Annotated in this window: 21 protein-coding genes; 10 read left to right on the plus strand and 11 right to left on the minus strand. The window is 65.6% G+C overall.

All coding sequences use genetic code 11. The annotated features are described in order from the left end of the window. Window positions 1-50 precede the first annotated feature (50 nt). On the plus strand, window positions 51-293 hold the full coding sequence (locus tag FJ546_RS24230) for a Trm112 family protein (protein WP_140891626.1): 243 nt from the start codon (window positions 51-53) through the stop codon (window positions 291-293). 185 nt (window positions 294-478) lie between these two features. On the opposite strand, the gene FJ546_RS24235 is transcribed toward FJ546_RS24230, so the two are convergent. From FJ546_RS24235 to FJ546_RS24250, 4 genes are all read right to left on the minus strand, one after another. Continuing rightward, window positions 479-3832 (minus strand): error-prone DNA polymerase, encoded by a 3354-nt coding sequence (locus tag FJ546_RS24235; protein WP_140891627.1) that lies wholly within the window; start codon window positions 3830-3832, stop codon window positions 479-481. Further along, complete coding sequence (locus tag FJ546_RS24240) at window positions 3829-5304, minus strand: DUF6504 family protein (RefSeq protein WP_140891628.1); 1476 nt, start codon at window positions 5302-5304, stop codon at window positions 3829-3831. The genes FJ546_RS24235 and FJ546_RS24240 overlap by 4 nt, the downstream gene beginning before the upstream one ends. After that, window positions 5246-6280 carry a hypothetical protein gene (locus FJ546_RS31720; protein ID WP_140891629.1) on the minus strand — a complete coding sequence of 345 codons (1035 nt, stop codon included), beginning with the start codon at window positions 6278-6280 and terminating at the stop codon, window positions 5246-5248. The genes FJ546_RS24240 and FJ546_RS31720 overlap by 59 nt, the downstream gene beginning before the upstream one ends. Window positions 6281-6389: 109 nt before the next feature. Next, entirely contained in the window at window positions 6390-6665 is a 276-nt protein-coding gene (locus tag FJ546_RS24250) for a LysE family transporter (protein WP_281405659.1), read from the minus strand. 134 nt (window positions 6666-6799) lie between these two features. Between FJ546_RS24250 and FJ546_RS24255 the strand changes: the two genes are divergently transcribed. After that, window positions 6800-7222: a metallopeptidase family protein gene (locus FJ546_RS24255; protein WP_140891630.1), complete on the plus strand. Its 423-nt coding sequence runs from the start codon at window positions 6800-6802 to the stop codon at window positions 7220-7222. Window positions 7223-7325: 103 nt separating this feature from the next. On the opposite strand, the gene FJ546_RS24260 is transcribed toward FJ546_RS24255, so the two are convergent. From FJ546_RS24260 to FJ546_RS24270, 3 genes are all read right to left on the minus strand, one after another. Then, window positions 7326-7613, minus strand: coding sequence for a GIY-YIG nuclease family protein (locus FJ546_RS24260; RefSeq protein ID WP_140891713.1), 288 nt, complete (start codon window positions 7611-7613; stop codon window positions 7326-7328). Window positions 7614-7768: 155 nt separating this feature from the next. Next, complete coding sequence (locus tag FJ546_RS24265) at window positions 7769-7975, minus strand: DUF1737 domain-containing protein (RefSeq protein WP_027047555.1); 207 nt, start codon at window positions 7973-7975, stop codon at window positions 7769-7771. Window positions 7976-8024: 49 nt separating this feature from the next. Next, on the minus strand, window positions 8025-8918 hold the full coding sequence (locus FJ546_RS24270; RefSeq protein WP_140891631.1) for a CoA ester lyase: 894 nt from the start codon (window positions 8916-8918) through the stop codon (window positions 8025-8027). A gap of 523 nt (window positions 8919-9441) precedes the next feature. On the opposite strand from FJ546_RS24270, the gene FJ546_RS24275 reads away from it, so the two are divergent. From FJ546_RS24275 to FJ546_RS24290, 4 genes are all read left to right on the plus strand, one after another. After that, entirely contained in the window at window positions 9442-10977 is a 1536-nt protein-coding gene (locus FJ546_RS24275) for a DUF4173 domain-containing protein (RefSeq protein WP_140891632.1), read from the plus strand. A gap of 3 nt (window positions 10978-10980) precedes the next feature. Beyond that, window positions 10981-11673, plus strand: coding sequence for a response regulator transcription factor (locus FJ546_RS24280; protein ID WP_140891633.1), 693 nt, complete (start codon window positions 10981-10983; stop codon window positions 11671-11673). Further along, a complete protein-coding gene (locus FJ546_RS24285) occupies window positions 11664-13265 on the plus strand; it encodes an ATP-binding protein (RefSeq protein ID WP_140891634.1) in 1602 nt (533 codons plus the stop codon). The genes FJ546_RS24280 and FJ546_RS24285 overlap by 10 nt, the downstream gene beginning before the upstream one ends. 97 nt (window positions 13266-13362) lie before the next feature. Next, window positions 13363-14529, plus strand: coding sequence for an FAD-binding oxidoreductase (locus FJ546_RS24290; RefSeq protein WP_140891635.1), 1167 nt, complete (start codon window positions 13363-13365; stop codon window positions 14527-14529). Between the two features lie 44 nt (window positions 14530-14573). Here FJ546_RS24290 and FJ546_RS24295 read toward each other — a convergent pair whose 3' ends face one another. The 4 genes from FJ546_RS24295 to FJ546_RS24310 all read right to left on the minus strand — a co-directional run bounded on the left by FJ546_RS24295 (window position 14574) and on the right by FJ546_RS24310 (window position 16378). Then, window positions 14574-15065 carry an SRPBCC domain-containing protein gene (locus FJ546_RS24295; RefSeq protein WP_140891636.1) on the minus strand — a complete coding sequence of 164 codons (492 nt, stop codon included), beginning with the start codon at window positions 15063-15065 and terminating at the stop codon, window positions 14574-14576. 38 nt (window positions 15066-15103) lie between these two features. Continuing rightward, the gene (locus FJ546_RS24300; RefSeq protein WP_140891637.1) at window positions 15104-15550 is read right to left on the minus strand and encodes an SRPBCC family protein; all 447 of its coding nucleotides are present in this window, start codon (window positions 15548-15550) and stop codon (window positions 15104-15106) included. Beyond that, a complete protein-coding gene (locus FJ546_RS24305) occupies window positions 15550-15861 on the minus strand; it encodes a metalloregulator ArsR/SmtB family transcription factor (RefSeq protein WP_210243121.1) in 312 nt (103 codons plus the stop codon). Before FJ546_RS24305 ends, FJ546_RS24300 begins: the two co-directional genes overlap by 1 nt. Before the next feature lie 91 nt (window positions 15862-15952). Further along, window positions 15953-16378, minus strand: a complete 426-nt coding sequence (locus FJ546_RS24310) for a GNAT family N-acetyltransferase (RefSeq protein WP_140891639.1) — start codon at window positions 16376-16378, stop codon at window positions 15953-15955. A gap of 155 nt (window positions 16379-16533) precedes the next feature. Between FJ546_RS24310 and leuD the strand changes: the two genes are divergently transcribed. The 4 genes from leuD (at window position 16534) to FJ546_RS24330 (ending at window position 19089) form a co-directional block, all read left to right on the plus strand. Further along, window positions 16534-17139 carry a 3-isopropylmalate dehydratase small subunit gene (gene leuD, locus FJ546_RS24315; protein ID WP_096451815.1) on the plus strand — a complete coding sequence of 202 codons (606 nt, stop codon included), beginning with the start codon at window positions 16534-16536 and terminating at the stop codon, window positions 17137-17139. A 71-nt stretch (window positions 17140-17210) separates the two neighbouring features. Further along, on the plus strand, window positions 17211-18146 hold the full coding sequence (locus FJ546_RS24320) for a hypothetical protein (RefSeq protein ID WP_140891640.1): 936 nt from the start codon (window positions 17211-17213) through the stop codon (window positions 18144-18146). A 195-nt stretch (window positions 18147-18341) separates the two neighbouring features. Then, on the plus strand, window positions 18342-18734 hold the full coding sequence (locus FJ546_RS24325) for a RidA family protein (RefSeq protein WP_140891641.1): 393 nt from the start codon (window positions 18342-18344) through the stop codon (window positions 18732-18734). Between the two features lie 4 nt (window positions 18735-18738). Then, window positions 18739-19089 (plus strand): VOC family protein, encoded by a 351-nt coding sequence (locus FJ546_RS24330; protein ID WP_140891642.1) that lies wholly within the window; start codon window positions 18739-18741, stop codon window positions 19087-19089. Window positions 19090-19103: the final 14 nt, after the last annotated feature.

A 19103-nucleotide genomic window follows, 5' to 3' on the forward strand; every position in this document is an offset into this window, starting at 1 on the left:
CATCACCTGAATATCAGCACATCTTCGATAGTTGGTCAGGAGGCAATAGAGTGGCGGCGGATGGGCGTGACGGAAAGAAGATCGGTGTCGATCCCAAGCTGCTGGAACTCCTGGCCTGCCCGCTGACCAAGGGGCCGCTGGCCTGGGATCCGGAGCGCGGCGAACTGATCTCGCGGGTCGCCAAGCTCGCCTATCCGGTGCGCGACGGCATCCCGATCATGCTGCCCTCCGAGGCGCGGACGCTGTCGGCGGAGGATGTGCTGGCGCCGCCGAAGTTGGGTGGGCCTTCTTAGGGTATATCGATATTCAGGTGATGCCGGCCTGCAAACAATGGGTTGCTGCGCTTCCGGGGCTCACGTACGAAAAGTATGCTCCGCTCCGGTTCTCGCAACCCACCGTTTTCGACTCGGCCTGACCTGAATCTCGACATACCCTGGCCCGCCGCCAAAATGCCGACGAATCGCCAAGTGCGACAGCCCTACTGAAAATTACGCCCCTTGGGCATGACGCTTTCCGCCTCTTCCGACAGCGTTGCGAGGTCCTGTCCGACCGGCGTGTTGCGTATCGCGGGTCGGCTGTCGCGATCCGGAGCCTCTGCTTTCGCGGCTGGAGGGGAAGCGCCCGGCGCTCCGGCCCCGCTGACCTTCTCCAGAAGCACGGTCAGCCAAGGCGTCAGATCCTCGATCTTTTCGGCGACGATATGGATGACACCGGATTCCGACTGCAATTTGCCGGTGACCTTGACGAAGCGCGCGCCCATGACGATCGGCCGAAAGCGGTTAAAGGTCCGCTCCCAGAAGATGACGTTGGCGACCGCCTTGTCGTCCTCCAGCGTCAGGAAGATCGCATTGCCCTTGCCGGGACGCTGCCGCACCAGCACGAGGCCGGCGACGGAAACCCGCCTGCCGTCGCGTACCGAAGGCAGGTTGGCATTGGGCGTGACGCCGGCGCGGTCGAGCCGCTCGCGCAGGAAGGCGATCGGATGCGCCTTCAGCGACAGGCCGAGCGAGCGGTAGTCGTGGATGACATGCTCGCCGAGCGGCATCTTCGGCAGCTTCGTCTCCGGCTCCAGCTCGCGCAGGCGCAGTGCCGGCTGGTCGAACAGCGGCAGCTTTTCGGCCGCACTCCTGGCGCCCAGCGCGCGCACTTCCCAAAGCGCGGCACGGCGGTCGAGGCCGACCGAACGAAAGGCATCGGCCTGCGCCAGCCGCTCGATCTCGTCGACATCGAGGCCGGAGCGCAGCCAGAGGTCACGGACGGTTTCGTAACCTGAACCCCGCCGCTTTACGAAATCCCCCATGCGTTCCTTGGAAAGACCCTTGATCTGCCGGAAGCCGAGCCGCACCGCATGGTTCGTCTCGATAACACCACGCATATCGCCATGGCGCGGCAGGATGCGGGCCGGATCGAACGGCGCTTTTTCCAGGGTGCAGTCCCAGACGGAATAATTGACGTCGACCTCGCGGATGTCGACGCCATGGTCGCGCGCGTCGCGCACCAGCTGCGCCGGCTGGTAAAACCCCATCGGCTGCGAATTCAGGATCGCGGCGCAGAACACGTCGGGATAGAAGGTCTTGAACCAGCAGGAGGCATAGACGAGCAAGGCGAAGGAGGCGGCGTGGCTTTCGGGAAAGCCGTATTCGCCAAAACCCTCGATCTGCTTGAAGCAGCGCTCGGCGAAGTCCTTGGTGTAGCCCTTGCCGACCATGCCGTCGATCATGCGCTGGCGGTAATTGCCGATGGTGCCGGTGCGCTTGAAGGTGGCCATGGCGCGGCGCAGTTCGTCGGCCTCGCCCGGCCTGAAGCCGCCGGCGACGATGGCGATCTTCATCGCCTGTTCCTGGAACAGCGGCACGCCGAGCGTCTTGCCGAGGATTTCTTTCAGCTCCGGCTTTGGATATTCGGCCTCCTCCTTGCCTTGCCGGCGGCGCAGGTAGGGGTGCACCATATCGCCCTGGATCGGGCCCGGCCTCACGATCGCCACCTCGATGACGAGGTCATAAAAGGTTTTCGGCTGCAGGCGCGGCAGCATCGACATCTGGGCGCGCGATTCGATCTGGAAGACGCCGAGCGTGTCGGCGCGGCCGATCATGTCGTAGACGCGCCTGTCTTCCGGCGGCAAGGTGGCGAGCACATAGGGTTGGCCATAGGGATCCAGGGCTTTTGGATAGTGGTCCTTAAGCAGAGTGAAGGCGCGCTGCAGGCAGGTCAGCATGCCGAGCGCCAGCACATCCACTTTCAGGATCTTCACCGCGTCGAGATCGTCCTTGTCCCATTCGACCATCTTGCGCTCGTCCATCGCCGTCTTGACGATGGGGACGATCTCGTCGAGCCGGTCCCTGGTGATGACGAAGCCGCCGACATGCTGGGAGAGGTGGCGGGGGAAGCCCATGATCTCATTGGCCCGTTCCATCACATGGCGCGATGTGGGGTCGCTCCGGTCGAGGCCGCCGGCGCGGGCTTCCTTCTCGCCGAGTTCCGAGGTCGACCAGCCCCAGATCGAGCCGGACAGGGACGCCCGGACATCCTCCGACAGGCCCATCGCCTTCGACACTTCGCGCAGCGCCGAACGGCCGCGATAGCTGATGACGGCGGCGGCGAGCGCGGTGCGCTTGGAACTGTATTTCTCGTAGATGTACTGGATGACGGTCTCGCGCTTCTCATGCTCGAAGTCGACATCGATGTCGGGCGGCTCGTTCCTCTCCTCGGAAATGAAGCGCTCGAACAGCGTGTCGATCCGATCGGGCCCGACTTCGGTGATGCCGATGCAGAAACAGACGATCGAATTGGCGGCCGAACCGCGCCCCTGGCAGAGAATGTCCTGGCTGCGGGCGTATTTGACGATGTCGTAAACCGTCAGGAAATAGCGGGCGTAGTTGAGGCGCTCGATCAGGGCGAGCTCTTCCTCGATGCGCTTGATCACCGCGTGAGGCACGCCTGAGGGATAGCGCCTGGCCGCCCCCTCCCGCGCCAGCCTTTCCAGCTCTGCCTGCGGCCCGAGGCCGGATTCCGTCGGCTCGTCGGGGTAATTGTACTGGAGATCGCTGAGCGAGAAGGTCAGCTCTTGCGCGAACAGCAAAGTCTCGGCCAGCGCCTGCGGATGCCTGCGGAACAGGCGGGCCATTTCCAGCGGCGGCTTCAGATGGCGTTCGGCATTGGCGCTGAGTTCCAGCCCGACCTCGGCGACCGGCGTGTTGAGGCGGATCGCGGTCAGCACGTCCTGCAGCGGGCGGCGTTCGGCGGTGTGGTAGAGGACATCGTTGGTCGCCATCAGCGGGATGCCGGTGCTCTGGGCAAACGCCGCTGCCTGCTCGATCCGGAAACGGTCATTGCCCGCATAACAGGGCGAGACGCCAAGGCGCAGGGCCCTGCCGAAACGGTCCTTGATCTGGCCAAGCAAGGCAAGACAGTCCTGCGCGCCCGCCGCCAGATCGGGCATGACCGCCAGCGACATCAGATCCCCCCATTCGAGCAGGTCGCCGCGCTGGAGAAGGGTGGCGCCCTTTTCGGTCTCGTCGCGCAGATTGGCCTGGGTGAGCATGCGGCACAGATGCCCCCAGCCCGCCCGGTTCCTGGGATAGGCGAGAATGTCAGGCGTGCCGTCGCCAAAAACCAGCCGGCAGCCAGGGTGATAGGCAAGCTTTTCGACCTTGGCCTGCTGCCAGGCGCGCACCACGCCGGCCACCGTGTTGCGGTCGGCAAGGCCGATCGCCGAGAAACCCATGAGCTTGGCCGCGACAACCAGCTCCTCCGGCTTGGAGGCGCCGCGCAGGAAGGAAAAATTCGACTGGATGCCGAACTCGGCATAGGGAATGACGGTCAGCGCGTTCATGCGAAGACCCCGTGCATGAACCAGCGCGGCGCGGCTTGCGAGCCGCCGTAAAGCCCTTGCCGGTAGAGCCAGTAGCGGCGGCCGTCGGCATCCTCGATGCGGAAATAGTCGCGTGTCGATGCCGCGGCGTCGCCTGGCGCCTGGCGCCACCATTCGGCGGCGATGCGTTCGGGACCCTCGGCGCGGGTGACGCGGTAGAGCGCGCGCCGCCAGCGGAAATGCAGCGGCGGACCCTCCGGCATTTCGGTGGCCGGCACCTCGATGGGCTCGGGCGCGCGAAACAGCCGGATCGGCCGTTCCGGCGGAAAGATGGTTGTGGGCGCCCGCACCCTGTCTGGTCTCTTCGGCGGCGTGGTCCGGCGCGGCGCTTCGCTGAAGGGGACGATGGCGACGGCGCGCTCCGGCAGATGGCTTTCAACCGCGACCGGCTGCAGCACGGCGCCCTCGCCGAGCCGGGCGCGGATGCGGTCGGCGAACAGCGCGATGTCGGCGCCGTCATCGGTCACCTCGCCCGTCAGATCGGCCTGCGCCATGTCGAAGGCGGCGGCCGCCAGCACCGAAAGCCGCACCAGATCGAAACCGTAGCCGGCGTCGATGTCCTGATCGAGGGCGGCCAGCCTTTCATGGAACAGTTTCTGGATCAGCCGGGGATCGCGCATCGGCCGCGAGGTGCCGAGCGCGATGCGGCTGACGGCGCCGTCGACGCGGAAGAGCAGCAGCGCCAGCGTCCGCGCGCCCTCGCCGCGGCGTTCGAGATCGCTCTTCAACGTCGTCGCCAGCAGGCCGACCAGCCGCTCGATGTCCTCGGTCAGGGTGACGGGCTCGGCGAGATGCCGCTCGACCGAAAGCGGCGCCACGGGAAGGCGCGGCGAGACCGCTTCGTCGAGACGGCCAAGCGCCTGGTCGAGACGCAGCAGCAAGGTGGCGCCGAAGCGGCGGGCAAGCGGCGCGCGCGGTGCGGCCATGACGGCGCCCGCCGTGCGCAGGCCGACACTTTCCAGGCTGGCGCGGGTTTCCGGCGCTATGCGCAGTGCGGCGAGCGGCAGAGGCGCCAGCAGCGCTTCCTCCTCGCCGCCATTGACGATGCGGTCGCCGCAAAAGCGCGCCGCCGCCCAGGCCGCGCCCGGCGTCGGGGCAAGGCCGGCGCGGACATCGAACCCCTGGTGCAAGAAGCGCGACAGGATGTCGTCCAGCATGGCGCGTTCGCCGCCGAACAGATGGGTGCAGCCGGTGACGTCGAGAAACAGGCCGTCCGCCCCATCCAGCGCCACCAGCGGGGTGTAGCGGTCGCACCAGTCGGCAAGGCCTTCGAGCAGGCGCCGGTCTGCCTCCGGATCGGCCTCGACGATATCGATCGACGGATGCATGGCACGCGCGTCGGCAATGCCCATGTCGCGCTTCAGGTGCAGCGCCTCAGCCCGCTCGTCGAGGGCTGAGATGCGCTGCGCGTTGCCCTGGCGGTGGCTGATCACCAGTGGCGGGTGAGATGGCGTCGGGTGCTCTTGGGGCCGGGAACGCCAGGACCGCCCCAGGCGCTGCCGCAGGATCCTTTCGGCCGCCAGATAGGGAAACCACAGAGACAGGATTCTTTGCCCGGCCTGTCCGTCCTTCTTCGCCCCTTCTTTCGTCGAATACGCGTTCATCGGGGTTCCACTCCAGTGTGAATTGTCCAGGCAGGGCCGTGCGGCTCTTGCCGATGCTGATGGTGAAGGCCGGGCGGCCGATCGATCCGGCGAGCGGCCCGGCGACGGTTTCGCGCGGCACGGCCAGCGCCGGCGAGACGATGAGGCGGACGGGCGCCGCCGTCGGTTCCGGCTCGGCCGCCTGCCGCAGCAGGAATACGGGGCGGCCGGCACTTTGCGCCCTCGCATGCAGCCGGCGCGTCGCGGTCAGGTCGAGCCGCTGCGGGTTGCCGCGGATTTCGAGGATGACGGCGGCGAGCGCCGTCATCCTCGCTGCTTCCTCGGCGACCCACAGCGCATCGACGAGTTTCGGCGCCTCGGAAAACAGCAATTGCTCAGGCCCGATGCCGAAGGAGGCCTGCAGTCCCCTGGCATAGGGAAAACCCGCCTCGCGGAAGATCTCCGTGGTGCCGATCCACAACACCGGCAGCCCTTGCGCCTGCTTGAGGATCAGGCTGGCGAGCGACAGGGCAAAGCCGGCGACGGCTCCGGCATCGCGGGTTTCCAGGCCATGGATTTCGCTGAGCGCCGCTTTCGGCAGCCCACCGCTCAGGGCGGCATCGAGGGGATCGATGCCGATCGGCAGGAAGGCATCCGGCAAGGCCGCGGCAAGACCGCGCCGGACGATCGTGAGATCGGCGCTGGCGTCGGCATCAAGCGGCGCGCCAGCCGGCGCCTGCAGGCGTTCGGGCAGCGTTCCCTCGATCTTCGCGATCTGGCGGCGCAGGGCAAAAACAGTCTCCCGCGCCACGGCTGATATCGCCATGACGGTTAGTGTCCACTCACAATTGTTCCTGTTATGTTCCCTAGGATTCCAGAGGGTGACGGAAGAGTCAAGCAGAGTCACAAGGAATTTATTCCTGCGAACGCGCGCTTTAGCGCTGGCCGCCGAAAGCCAGCCGTGCAGCCAGGCCCGCGAATACGGTTCCGAGCAGGATCTGCGGCGCCCGCCGGAACCGCGTGCACAGGCCGAAGGCGGCGGCCAGCGCGTGGCAATAAGTGCCGGCGGCGATGCCGGCATAGGTCGCCAGGCCCGAGGCGCGCCCCTGGCTGGCGCTGCGGGAGGCGATCAGCAGCATGTCCGGCCCTGGCGTCGCGGTCAGAGCGAGGCAGGCAATGACGAAAAGTCCGATGGTGGAAAGGTCCGGCATGAGAACTCCCCAGGAGACGGCCGGAACCGACCCCTACGCGATTCCTCGGCATGGGCAAAGGTGCCGCGGCAGGAATTGCCGCTTCATTGCCTCGCCCGGTGCGAAAGCCTATATGCCGGGTCAAAGGACAAAGCATGGCCCGCATCTACAAGACCCGCACCTGGCATGGCGAACTCGCCCCCTCGATGGAGGAGATGGAATTCCTGGCGCTGGAGGCCTACGCCCATCTGCCGGAGGATTTTCGCAAGCTGACGGGCGAGATCGTCATCCAGATTGCCGAGTTCCCGACCGACGAGGTCATGGACGACCTGTCGCTGGAGACGCCGTTCGACCTGCTCGGCCTGTTCGAGGGCCGCGGCATCGCCGAGCGCTGGAACCCGCAGACCGGCGAAGGCCCGAACCGCATCACGCTCTACCGCCGCGCCATGCTCGACTACTGGGCCGAAAACGAGGAGACGCTCGGCGACATCGTCACCCATGTGCTGATCCACGAGATCGGCCACCATTTCGGCCTGTCGGATGATGATATGGAGCGGATCGAAGAAGCTGCGGAATAGCCTCGAACCTTCGTCATCCTAGGGCGAAGCAAGGAGCGAAGCGACGCGCGCAGACCCTAGGATCCATGCCGTGACTGTGGCGCGTTGCGACGGTGCAAAACGCTCACCACCCAGTTCCGCGAAAGAGTTCGAACCATTCAGGATTAGCTTTTTCGATCAGCTCGATCTTCCATAGGCGTGGCCAACGTTTCAGGGACTTCTCACGTTGGATCGCATCGGTGATATCGAAATACTCTTCGTACCAGACAAGGCGTTGCACGCCGTAGCGACTGGTGAAATTTGAGCCCTGTCCAGCCTTGTGCTCCGGCACGCGACGGCCAAGATCGTTGGTAACGCCGATGTAGATCGTGCCGCGCTTCTGGCTCGCCGTCATGTAGACATAGCCGGTCATCATTCTAGCGTAGCCAGTGTCGATGCGCGCACAAGCGCCGTTCTGATCTGCCGCATTCTACGACCAACGTCACGGCATGGATCCTAGGGTCTGCGCCGCGTCGCTTCGCTCCTTGCTCCGCCCTAGGATGACGAAGAGAGGAAGGCTGCTGGTCCCTACCAGTCGCTGAGCTTGGTATCCGGCCCATATTCCTGGCCGTCGACATCCTTCACCACCGCCTGGCCGCAGCGCATGGTCTTGGCCTTCTTGTCATAGGCGTAGGTCGGCGAGCCGAACAGGTGCCAGCCCTTGTTCAGCGCCGCCGTCACCTTGTGGCAGAAGCTGGCGTCGTCCGGGCCGGTGAGAAAGCGGTAGAGTTTCATGTCCCAAGTCCTGTCGTAAGTGCGCATAGCCCGCGAGCATGGGTTTATATCATGCGCCGATGGCGGCCGCCTTCGCCAGCAGTTTTTCGGCCTGTGCCAGATGCAGCCGCTCGACCATCTTGCCGTTCAGCGCGATCACGCCTTTGTCCGTGTTTTCCGTGAGGGCAAAGGCATCTTTCACCGCGCGTGCCTCGGCGATCGCCTCCGGCGAGGGCGCGAAGGCGCGGTTCGCGGCGTCGATCTGGGCCGGATGGATCAGCGTCTTGCCGTCGAAGCCCATGGCGGCCCCCTCCGCGCACTCACGGGCAAACGCGTCGAGGTCGCGAAAATCGTTGGCAACGCCGTCGAGCATGTCGAGGCCTCCGGCGCGCGCGGCCAGCACCATCTGCATCAGCCATGGCACGAGGTAGCGCCGGTCCGGCGTCACGAGCGCACCGGTGTCCTTGGCCAGATCATTCGTTCCGGCAACGAAACAAGTGAGCCGTGAGGCCGGGTCGCGGCCCAGTTCGGCAATGGCGCCGATGTTGAGCAGGGCCTTCGGCGTCTCGATCATCGCCCAGAGTTTCACGCTATCGGGGGCAAAATTGTCGTCGAGCACGTCACCGACTTCGAGGATGTCGCGCGGCGTGGCGACCTTGGACAGCAGGATGCCGTCGGGCTCGACTTTCGCCACGGCCAGGAGGTCGTCGCCGCCCCATTCGCTGGCCAGTGCATTGACGCGCACCACCATCTCGCAGCGATGGCCAAGATGGTTGGCGGCCGGGCGGCTGGCGAAGATTGCGGGCAGCTTTTCGCGGGCGGCAATCTTGTCGGCCGGCGCGACGGCGTCCTCGAGGTCGATGATGATTGCGTCGCAGGACAGAAGCGCGATCTTGGCCAGCGCCTTGTCGTTGGAGGCCGGCATATAGAGCACCGAGCGGCGCGGGCGGTAGGATTCGGTCATATCCGATCTATGCCGCCTGGGGTCGGTCGAGGCAAGCGTTGGGGCTGTGCGCCCATCCTCACCCTTGTGGGGAGGGTCGCTGCGAAGCAGCGGGGTGGGGCGCGGCGCCGGCCCCCACCCGACCTGCGGTCCGACCTCCCCACAAAGGGGAGGTAGAAGCTCGGTGCCCTTCGCCCCGGGGCGTTAAGGAGCAGTCTACAGAGCGGACGAAAAGCCGCTTGGCCTTCGAACGACGGCCGGCAAGAGGTGGCTCCGACGTCCGAATGATGGGTCAGCCCTGCACGAAAACTGCACAGGCCTGCGGAAAAGCTCCTCGGATCCGCCCTGCCCCCTCCCTGCCGGCCTGCGAAACAGGCGGCATGCACAAGCGAGCAAAACCCCGTTGGTCCGTGCCACAGCGCCTGCGCAGCGACGGCTGGTGGCTGGTCGATCCGCCGCCCGCCGATCCCGCGGCGATCCTCATCCCTTTCGCCCGCAAGCGTCCGCCGGCCGTCCGGCTGGACGCCATCGCGAGGGTCAGTTCATGACGTCATTTTTCGCGCCAAGCTATTGCAGCCGCTTCGGTGTTGCCGTGCTGCTGGTCGTGCTGGCGGATTTCCTGTTCTACGGCCAGCCCGCCGGCATCGCCGCCTTCCTGTTCGCCATCCTGATCGCCGCCGCGGTCGTGGCCGTGCATCCCACGGCCTTCAGCGACATCAGGGTCTGGCTCAAGCCCGCCGCCTTGCTTGTCGCGCTGCTGCCGCTCGCCGAAAATGTCAGCCTCCTGTCCGTCTCGATCGCGCTTGCGGCGCTGGTGGTGTTCTCGCTTTCGCTCAGCGGCCGGCTGCGGCACGGCATGGCGCGCATTGCCGGCCAGATCGCGTTGTTCGGGCTTGCGGCGCCGTTCCGCTTCGTCCGCGATTTCATCCGCTGGCGCAAGACGGCGCGCCGGTTTGGCGGGCGACGTGTGCGGCTGGCGACGATCGCCGTCTGGGTGATGCCGCTGACACTGGGCGCCGTGTTCCTGGCACTGTTCGGCGCCGCCAATCCGGTCATCGACCACTGGCTGTCGCTGATCGACCTGATGAAGCTGCTCGACCTCATCCAGCTGGCGCGCATCGCCTTCTGGCTGTTCGCGCTCGCCGGCGTCTGGGCCTTTTTGCGGCCACGCCTGCCGCGCTTTTCGCGGCGCAGGCCCCGGCCGACCCATGCCCTTGCCGCGGCGGCGATCAATCCGCAAAGCCACGTCATCGAGGACATCGTGTTCGGCAAGGCCGCCATCCTGCGCGCGCTGATCGTCTTCAACGTGCTGTTTGCGCTGCAGACCGGGCTCGATGCCACCTATCTGTGGGGCGGGGCAGCCCTTCCCGACGGTCTGAGCTACGCGGCTTACGCGCATCGCGGCGCCTATCCCCTTGTTGTCACCGCACTGCTTGCCGCCGGTTTCGTGCTGGCGGCGCTCAGGCCGGGCAGCGAGACCTCAGGTGACCCCGTCATCCGCCGGCTGGTCTATGCCTGGGTGGCGCAGAACATCATGCTGGTCATCTCGTCGATCCTGCGGCTCGACCTCTATGTCGGCATCTATGCGCTGACCTACTGGCGCATCGCGGCTTTCGTCTGGATGGGGCTGGTGGCGGCAGGGCTGGCGCTGATCATCGCCCGCATCGCGCTCGGAAAATCCAATGAATGGCTCTCCTCCGCCAATCTTCTGACGTTATCCCTGACGCTTTATGCTTGCTGTTTCATCAATTTCGCCGCGACGATCGCCAATTACAATGTCGACCATTCCTTCGAAATGACCGGCCAGGGCATCCCCCTCGACGCTTGGTACGTGCGCTCGCTCGGCCCGGGCGCGTTTCCAGCGCTCGACCGTTTCTTCGATCATCAGGGAAAGACCGCTCAGGCCGGCGCCACACGCGAACTTGTGAGACTGCGTGGCATTGACGAGGGTTGGTACCGAGCCGTCCAGGCAAACTGGCGGGCCTGGAGCTTTCGCGACCGGCGCCTGCTTGCCTATCTCGACAGCAAGGGGTCGCTCGTGCTTCCTCAGCCTTCGCAACCTTCCTCGCCGGGCCGCTGACCGATGCCGCATCACATCCTCGTCGCCGACGATGACCCGCATATCCGCGAAGTGATCTGCTTCGCGCTGGAGAAGGCCGGCATGAAGACGCTTGGGGTGTCCGACGGCGCCGCCGCCTTGCAGGAGATCGGGCGCCGGGCGCCCGACCTCGTCGTGCTCGACATCGGCATGCCGGAGATGGACGGGCTGGAGGTCTGCCGGCGGCTGCGCCACACATCGGACGTGCCGGTGCTGTTCCTGTCCGCGCGCGACGAGGAGATCGACCGCATCCTCGGGCTCGAAATGGGCGGCGACGACTATGTGACGAAGCCGTTCAGCCCGCGCGAGCTGGTCGCCCGCGTCAACGTCATCCTGCGCCGCGCCCGCCCGGCGTCGGCCGAAGCGGCCGACGACCGGCAGTTTTCGCATGGCAAGCTCACTCTGGCGCCGGCCAGCCACGCCGCCGCCTTCGACGGCAAGCCGCTTGCCCTGACGGGGATCGAGTTCTCGATCCTGAAAGGGTTTTTGGCGCGGCCGGCGCATGTGCTCGACCGTGACGCGGTGATGGCAAACGCCTATGCCGGCAAGATCCATGTCGCCGACCGCACCGTCGACAGCCATATCCGCAACATCCGCGCCAAGCTGGCGGCGATGGGCTGCCTGGACGCCATCGAGACCGTGCATGGCGTCGGCTTCCGGCTCGGCCGATGCGGCTGACGACGTCCAGCAAATGGATCGGCCGCAAATGGCGGCCAAGGCTTGCCACGGTCGTCGTCGCCATCCTGATCATGGTGATGGCGCTGCCTTTGGTCGGCCTGTTCTTCTTCCGCCTCTACGAGAACCAGCTGATCCGCCAGACCGAGGCGGAGCTGATCGCGCAAGGGGCGGCCATCGCCGCCATCTATGCGCAGGAGGTGCGCGGCGCCGGCATTCCCCCGGACAAACTCGGCGCGCCGATGCCGCAGGCCGATGGCGGCGCCAGCCGAGCCGCCAATCCCGACGGCCCGTACCGGCCGATCGAGCCGCGCCTCGATCTCGCCTCCGACGCCGTGCTTCCGACCCGGCCGGCCGCCATGTCCGCCACCGCCGATCCGGCCTTCGCCGCAATCGGCACGCGCCTGTCCGGCATTCTCGACGCCACGCAGAAAACCACGCTGGCCGGCTTCCGGCTGCTCGATCCCCGGGGGGTCGTCATTGCCGGGCGCGGCGAGGTCGGGCAGTCGCTTGGCGAGGTCGATGAGGTGCGAACCGCCCTTGGCGGCCACTATGCCAGCGCGCTCAGGCTGCGCATTCTCGACCAGCCGACGCCACCGCTCTATTCGGTCAGCCGCGGCACCAAGGTGCGGGTCTTCGTCGCCCTGCCGGTGGCCGTCGACGGCAAGGTCGCCGGCGTGGTCTATGTCTCGCGGACACCCAACAACATCATCAAGCATCTCTATGGCGAACGCGGCAAGGTGACCCTGGCGGCGATCGCCATCCTTGGCGGCACCCTGCTGATCGGCCTGGTGTTCCTGCGCACGGTCAGCCGGCCGATCTATGCGCTGATCGACCGCACGCAGCGCATCGCCGCCGGCGAGCGCGACGCGATCCGGCCGCTCGACCATCATGGCACCTACGAAATGGCCGAGCTGTCCGCCGCCTTCCTCGACATGGCCGAAAGGCTGCAGGCGCGTTCGGACTCGATCCAGACCTTCGCCACCCATGTCTCGCACGAGCTCAAATCGCCGCTGACGGCGATCCAGGGCGCGGCCGAATTGCTGCGCGATTCCGGCAGCACGATGGATGACGAGGAGCGGCGGCGCTTCTCCAACAACATCGTCACCGATGCCGGGCGGCTCAACCTGCTGGTGCGGCGGCTGCTCGATCTGACGAAAGCCGAAAATCTTGCACCGAGCGGCGAAAGCACCTCGATCGGTGCCGCGCTGGCGCTGCTGCCCGCCGACACCAGGCTGGCGGTCCGCGTCGAGGCGGGCGGCGATCTCGCCTTGCGCATCTCGGCCGAGAACGCGGCAATCGTGCTTGCCAATCTCATCGACAACTCCGCCAGGCACGGCGCGACGCTGGTTTCGATCACCGCGACAGGCGCCGGCGGCAAGGCGACAGTTCTGGTCGGCGATGACGGCGCCGGCATTTCACCGAGCAACCGGGCGCGCGTCTTCGAGCCTTTCTTCACCACGCGGCGCTCCACCGGCGGTACCGGCATGGGCCTCGGCATCGTGCTGGCCCTCCTGAAAGTGCATGATGGTATGATCCGGCTGGTTGACAGCGAGCGCGGCACGCGCTTCGAGATCACACTGCCGGTGGTATGAGAGGAAGCATGATCTCTGGACAAACGGAAACCGTTTGTCCGAGAGAACCGGCGGCCACTTTTCGGGATCATGCTCCAGGCTTGGAGAGGCATTAAGCGTGCGCTACGACATCGTCATCATCGGCGGGGCCATCGTCGGGTCCTCCATTGCCTATTATCTGCGCGAGGAAGGGTTTTGCGGCTCCATCGCGCTCATCGAGCGCGATCCGCAATTCGCCCATGCGGCGACGACGCTGTCCATGGCCTCGATTCGCCAGCAATTCTCGATTCCCGAAAACATCCGCCTGTCGCAATTCACGCTGAAACTGTTCCGGCGGCTGAAGGAGACGTTCGGCACCGATGCCGATATCGGTTTCCGCGAGGGCGGCTATCTCATCCTGGCCGGAGAGAACGGCCTGCCGGTGCTCAAGGCAAACCATGATGCGCAGGTCGCCGAGGGCGCCGACATCGTGCTCGAGGACGCCGAGCAGCTGACGCGGCGCTTTGCCTGGCTGTCGACCGAAGGCATCTCCGCCGGCGCCTATGGCCGGACCGGCGAAGGCTGGTTCGACGCGCATGCCATGCTGACGCTGTTCCGCAAGGCGCTGCGCGACAAGAAGATCGACTTCATCGCCGCGTCGGTCACCGGCATTGCGCGCGACGGCAACCGCGTCACCGGCGTCTCGCTCGACAATGGCCAGACCTTGGAGGCCGGCATCGTCGTCAACGCCGCCGGGCCGAATGCCGGCAAGGTCGCGGCTCTTGCCGGGCTGGCGCTGCCGGTCGAGCCGCGCAAGCGCAACGTCTTCGTCTTCGAAGCGCGCGAGAAATATGCCGACATGCCGCTGCTGGTCGATCCCTCCGGCATCTATGTGCGGCCGGAAGGCTCGGTCTATCTCACCGGCGGCGCCGAGCCTGAAGAAGGCGACGGCCCGGCCGACCCCAGCGATTTCGAAGTCGACTGGCCGCTGTTCGAAGAGGTGATCTGGCCGGTGCTGGCGACCCGTATTCCCGCCTTCGAGGCAATCAAGGCGACCCACGCCTGGGCCGGGCACTATGACTACAACACGCTCGACCAGAACGCGGTGATCGGGCCGCATCCAGAGGTCGGCAATTTCATCTTCGCCAACGGCTTTTCCGGCCACGGCCTGCAGCAGGCGCCGGCGGTGGGCAAGGCGCTGGCCGAGTTCCTGGTGCATGGCGGGTACCGGACGATCGACTGCTCGGCGTTCGGCTATGAGCGGGTGGCCGAGGGACGCGCGTTCCGCGAATTGAACGTGATTTGAGCGAAGCGGCCGGTTCTCCCACAAGGGGGAGAAGGAAGAGGCGCCTAAGCCGCAGCCAGTCTTCCGGCCTCGACATAAGCCTGCAGCCAGGCCAGCACCCGGCCCCAGCCCTCGGCATGCTCGGCCGCCGCATCGCTGCGCCCGGCAAAACCGCCATGGCATATGGTGAGGCGCGTGCCCCTGGCGCTCGGCTCAAGCAGCCAGGCGACCGTGGTCTGCCGCCGGCCAAGCGTCGGATGGTCCCAGCCATAGGCCCGCGTCTGCACGATCCGGCGCGGCGCTTCGATCTCGAGGAATTCGCCGCCGGCCGGCAGCTCCCTGCCGTCGGCCGTGCGGACGACAACCGACCAGCGGCCGCCGACGCGAAGGTCGGCCGACCAGTCGGCCATGCGGTAGGTGTCGGCTGACCCCCACCAGTGCTCGATTTCTCTCGTGACCAGCGCGCGAAAAATGCGTTCCGCGGGCGCTTCGATCTCGGCCGACGCCATGATCGTCTCGCCATTGGTCATGCTCTGTATCCCGAGGATGTGCATCATCGGTGCCTCCATTTTGTTTCGGTATCGAAACGAGCCTTTCACCCTTTCGATGGCGGGCGCTCGAAACCCTTGCCGGTCTCAAGCAGGCTCTTGAGACTGGCCAGCACCAGCGGCCAGCCCTTGGAGACATTCGGGATCAGCCGGTGCGGGCCGTCGGCCTCGTGGGTGACGGCAAGCTTCATCAGCTCGCCGTCCTGTTCGATGGCGAAGGTGCAGCGCGTGTAGCCGTCTTCCTTGACCTCCGGCAGCCATTCGTTGCGCCATTTGATGACCAGGCGCCTGGGCGGGTCGATCTCGAGGATCTCGCCCGAATCGGCGACGCGGCCGTCGGGGAAGATCAGTTTCCAGCTGGAGCCGACCTTCCACTCGCTCTCCTGATAGGAGCAGAGGAAGAACTGCCGGTTGAACTCCGGGTCGGTCAGCGCCTCCCAGAGTTTTTCGGGCGTCGTGCGGATGTAGGTCACGTAAACGAAGCTGTTGCTCATCAGTCTTCCCTTTCGAGGCGTTTCTTCAGATCACTCAATGCATCCAGCCGATGGCGCTCGAACTTGCCGATCCAGCGTTCGGCGATCTCGTTGATCGGAACCGGGTTGAGGTAGTGCTGCTTCTCGCGTCCCTTGCGCAGCGTGGTGACGAGGTTGGCTTCCTCCAGGATGGCCAAATGCTTGGCCACCGCCTGGCGTGTCATGTCCATCTCCGCGCACAGTGCGTTCAGCGTCTGCCCGTTCCGGGCATGGAGGTTGTCCAGCAATTGCCGGCGCGTCGGGTCGGCCAGGGCGCGAAAGACTGCATCCATGCTCATGGCTTTAATATGCAACCATTTGGTTGCATGTCAAGCGGCAAGATCGCACGCCATGAGCGGTTGGGCGCGGCCACGGGAGAAAAAGTCAGCCCTTGCGGGAGAACCAGAAGGCGTCGGCCATGCGTTTCATGCCGATGCGTTCGTAAAAGCCGACGGCGGCCGGCATGGAAATCAGGCTGATGGCGACCGACGGCCCAAGCTGCCGCCGCGCCTCGTCCATCAGGCCCTTGCCGACGCCGAGACCCTGCGCCGATCGGGAGACGGCGAGCTCCGAGATGTAGCAGACCCAGGAGAAGTCGGTGACCGCGCGCGCCACGCCGACCAGCGGCTTGCCTTCGGTGTCGAGGCGCGCGGTCAGCACAAGATTGGCGCCGGACAGCATGGCCCGCAGCCTGGCGGGATCATCGATGGGCCGTGTCTCGCCGAGGCCGGATTCCACCAGCACGCGGCGGAATTCGGCGACGTCGAGCGCGGGCTCGCTTGCGTAGAGGACATGGGGGTTTTCAGCCATGCCGACCAGACTGCACCATCGCTTCGCGAATTCGAAGTCGTTTTGTGGTATGCCCCTTGTGCCAGCGCGCACGAACAGTTGCCTTTTATTTGCCCTCGGCTTTGTGTAAACGGGGCATCAGCAAATCCCCCGCAACGAAAACACGGGCAAAAGCCATGGAAAAATTCACCAAGCTCACCGGCGTCGCCGCTCCGATGCCGATCGTCAATGTCGACACCGACATGATCATCCCGAAGGATTATCTCAAGACGATCAAGCGCACCGGCCTCGGCACCGGCCTGTTCGCCGAGATGCGCTACAATGACGACGGTTCGGAAAATCCGGATTTCGTGCTCAACAAGCCAGCCTACCGCAAGGCGCAGATCCTGGTCGCCGGCGACAATTTCGGCTGCGGCTCGAGCCGCGAGCACGCGCCGTGGGCGCTGCTCGACTTCGGCATCCGCTGCGTCATCTCGACCTCGTTCGCCGACATCTTCTACAACAACTGCTTCAAGAATGGCGTGCTGCCGATCACCGTCAGCCCCGAGGATCTCGAAAAGCTGATGGACGACGCCTCGCGCGGCTCGAACGCCACTTTGTCGATCGATCTCGAAGCCAAGGAAATCCGCGGCCCCGATGGCGGCGTCGTCAAGTTCGACCTCGACGACTTCAAGCGGCACTGCATGCTCAACGGGCTCGACGATATCGGCCTGACCATGGAGAAGGCCGGCGCCATCGCCTCGTTCGAGAAGCGTAACGCCGAACAGCGCCCCTGGGCCTGAGCGGCACCGTCCGACGATAGGCCCGGCCGCTTTCAAGCCGGGTTTGGTGGCGACTGAGGGGAGGGACAGTCATGGCACGTTCGCTTCTTGCCGGCGTTTGCGGCTTGGTTTTGTTGCTGGTGCCCAGCGTGAGCGCCTTTGCGCAGACGCAGACGCCAGCGGCAGCCCAGAAGCCGGCCGAACAACCGGCGACCGACCAGGGATCGTCGAGCACCAGCGACGCGGCGCCCGCCGACGACGACAAGCAGGCGCCGATACCGTTCGAGGGCGGCCAGCTGACCATCACGCAGCCGGAGCAGGACGGCGAGAAGGTGCTCGCCTATGACGGCAAGCAGCTGGCCAGCAACTACGATGTCTTCTTCGACAGGATCGTGAAGATCGGCGACGTCAACGTGGCGCTGGTCGATGTCGGCGACGGCGGCAATCAATGCGGCCCGGCCAAGGTCATCGTCTGGAAGCCGAAGGACGGCGAGATCAAGACCACGACGGTCGAGCAGGACGAATGCGGCGCGCCGCCGGCGGCGATCTCCGACAGCGCCATCTATTTCGTGCCTTACCTGCTGCCCGGCGACGAGAAGCCGACCCTGCAGTGGTCGCCGACATCGGGTCTGACCACCTCCGGCAATCTGACCTACATGCCGGAACCCGGGACCGACTGGAAAGACATCGACCCTTCGACATACGACAACATCATCGACGCCTTCCACAATGAGGCGGTCTACAAGGAAGCCGAAAAGCTGCTCGGCAAGGACATGCCCGACATGGCGACCAGCCTGCTGGTCGGCGGCGGTACGGAAAAGACCGCGTCGGGCGCCTTCTATGCCAGTGGCTGCGTGCCGCATGATTGCGGCGGCAATGACGGCTTCATGGCGGTCGATCCGACCAAGCACAAGCTCTACTTCGCCCGCCGCGGCGACAATGGCCAGCCGAACGCCTGGCCGGCGGTGGCGACATGGCCGGCCGACGTCAAGGAAGCGCTGGATAAGGCGCTGTCGTCGGCGAATTAGGGGCGGCCCCGCGCTTTCGTCATCCAGGGGTCTGCGCTGCGTCGCTACGCTCCTTGCTTCGCCATAGGATGACGACGGAAGGGAGCCTCCGGCTAATCTCCGCGGCGGCGTCGTGACAATGGTCCGCCCTGCTTGGCCCACGACCCGCGCCGAGCCGCCTGCTAGATGCAGGCCCACAATCCAAGGAGGCCCCCAATGCGCAAACTGATCTCCACCGGTTCGCCCTTCGAGAAGACCGCCGGCTATTCGCGCGCGGTGGTGCAGGGCGACTGGTGCTTCGTCTCCGGGACGACCGGCTATGATTACGCGACGATGACGATGCCGGAGACGGTCGAGGCGCAGACGCGCAACTGCCTGGCGACGATCGGCAAGGCGCTGGCCGATGGCGGCTTCGAGATGTCAGACGTGGTGCGGGCGCATTACTACATCACCGCCCAGGCCTTTGTGGACGTGGTCTTCCCGATCCTGGGCGAGACATTCGGCGACATCAGGCCGGCGGCGACGATGATCGTGTGCCAGCTCAACAAGCCGGAGATGAAGATCGAGATCGAAGTCACGGCGCTGCGACGCTCGGCTCCGGGGCGCTGAGACCATGAAGGTCCGGCGCATCGTGGCCAATATCGAGACGCAGGATGCGGCGGCGGCGAAGCGCTTCTACCATGATGTGCTTGGCCTCGACGTGCTGATGGACCAGGGCTGGATCGCCACTTACGGCTCCGAGGAAAAGATGCAGGTGCAGGTCTCCTTCATGGCGCAAGGCGGCTCCGGCACGCCGGTGCCGGACCTGTCGATCGAGGTCGACGATGTCGAGGCAGCACTCGAAGGCATGAAGGCCGCCGGCTTCGCCATCGAATACGGCCCGGCCGACGAGCCGTGGGGCGTGCGGCGCTTCTATGTGCGCGATCCCCTGGGTCGGCTGGTGAACATTCTCTCACATCGGTGATCGCGGTTCTGAAC

It is taken from the genome of Mesorhizobium sp. B2-4-19 (assembly GCF_006441315.1).
In the GTDB taxonomy this organism is placed as follows: domain Bacteria; phylum Pseudomonadota; class Alphaproteobacteria; order Rhizobiales; family Rhizobiaceae; genus Mesorhizobium.

Bases quoted from the DNA above. Each gene is read 5' to 3' on its own strand.
- FJ546_RS24235 (WP_140891627.1), bottom strand. From the start codon at position 3,832: ATGAACGCGCTGACCGTCATTCCCTATGCCGAGTTCGGCATCCAGTCG.
- FJ546_RS31720 (WP_140891629.1), bottom strand. From the start codon at position 6,280: ATGGCGATATCAGCCGTGGCGCGGGAGACTGTTTTTGCCCTGCGCCGC.
- FJ546_RS24250 (WP_281405659.1), bottom strand. From the start codon at position 6,665: ATGCCGGACCTTTCCACCATCGGACTTTTCGTCATTGCCTGCCTCGCT.
- FJ546_RS24255 (WP_140891630.1), top strand. From the start codon at position 6,800: ATGGCCCGCATCTACAAGACCCGCACCTGGCATGGCGAACTCGCCCCC.
- FJ546_RS24260 (WP_140891713.1), bottom strand. From the start codon at position 7,613: ATGACCGGCTATGTCTACATGACGGCGAGCCAGAAGCGCGGCACGATC.
- FJ546_RS24265 (WP_027047555.1), bottom strand. From the start codon at position 7,975: ATGAAACTCTACCGCTTTCTCACCGGCCCGGACGACGCCAGCTTCTGC.
- FJ546_RS24270 (WP_140891631.1), bottom strand. From the start codon at position 8,918: ATGACCGAATCCTACCGCCCGCGCCGCTCGGTGCTCTATATGCCGGCC.
- FJ546_RS24275 (WP_140891632.1), top strand. From the start codon at position 9,442: ATGACGTCATTTTTCGCGCCAAGCTATTGCAGCCGCTTCGGTGTTGCC.
- FJ546_RS24280 (WP_140891633.1), top strand. From the start codon at position 10,981: ATGCCGCATCACATCCTCGTCGCCGACGATGACCCGCATATCCGCGAA.
- FJ546_RS24285 (WP_140891634.1), top strand. From the start codon at position 11,664: ATGCGGCTGACGACGTCCAGCAAATGGATCGGCCGCAAATGGCGGCCA.
- FJ546_RS24295 (WP_140891636.1), bottom strand. From the start codon at position 15,065: ATGATGCACATCCTCGGGATACAGAGCATGACCAATGGCGAGACGATC.
- FJ546_RS24300 (WP_140891637.1), bottom strand. From the start codon at position 15,550: ATGAGCAACAGCTTCGTTTACGTGACCTACATCCGCACGACGCCCGAA.
- FJ546_RS24305 (WP_210243121.1), bottom strand. From the start codon at position 15,861: ATGGATGCAGTCTTTCGCGCCCTGGCCGACCCGACGCGCCGGCAATTG.
- FJ546_RS24310 (WP_140891639.1), bottom strand. From the start codon at position 16,378: ATGGCTGAAAACCCCCATGTCCTCTACGCAAGCGAGCCCGCGCTCGAC.
- leuD (WP_096451815.1), top strand. From the start codon at position 16,534: ATGGAAAAATTCACCAAGCTCACCGGCGTCGCCGCTCCGATGCCGATC.
- FJ546_RS24320 (WP_140891640.1), top strand. From the start codon at position 17,211: ATGGCACGTTCGCTTCTTGCCGGCGTTTGCGGCTTGGTTTTGTTGCTG.
- FJ546_RS24325 (WP_140891641.1), top strand. From the start codon at position 18,342: ATGCGCAAACTGATCTCCACCGGTTCGCCCTTCGAGAAGACCGCCGGC.
- FJ546_RS24330 (WP_140891642.1), top strand. From the start codon at position 18,739: ATGAAGGTCCGGCGCATCGTGGCCAATATCGAGACGCAGGATGCGGCG.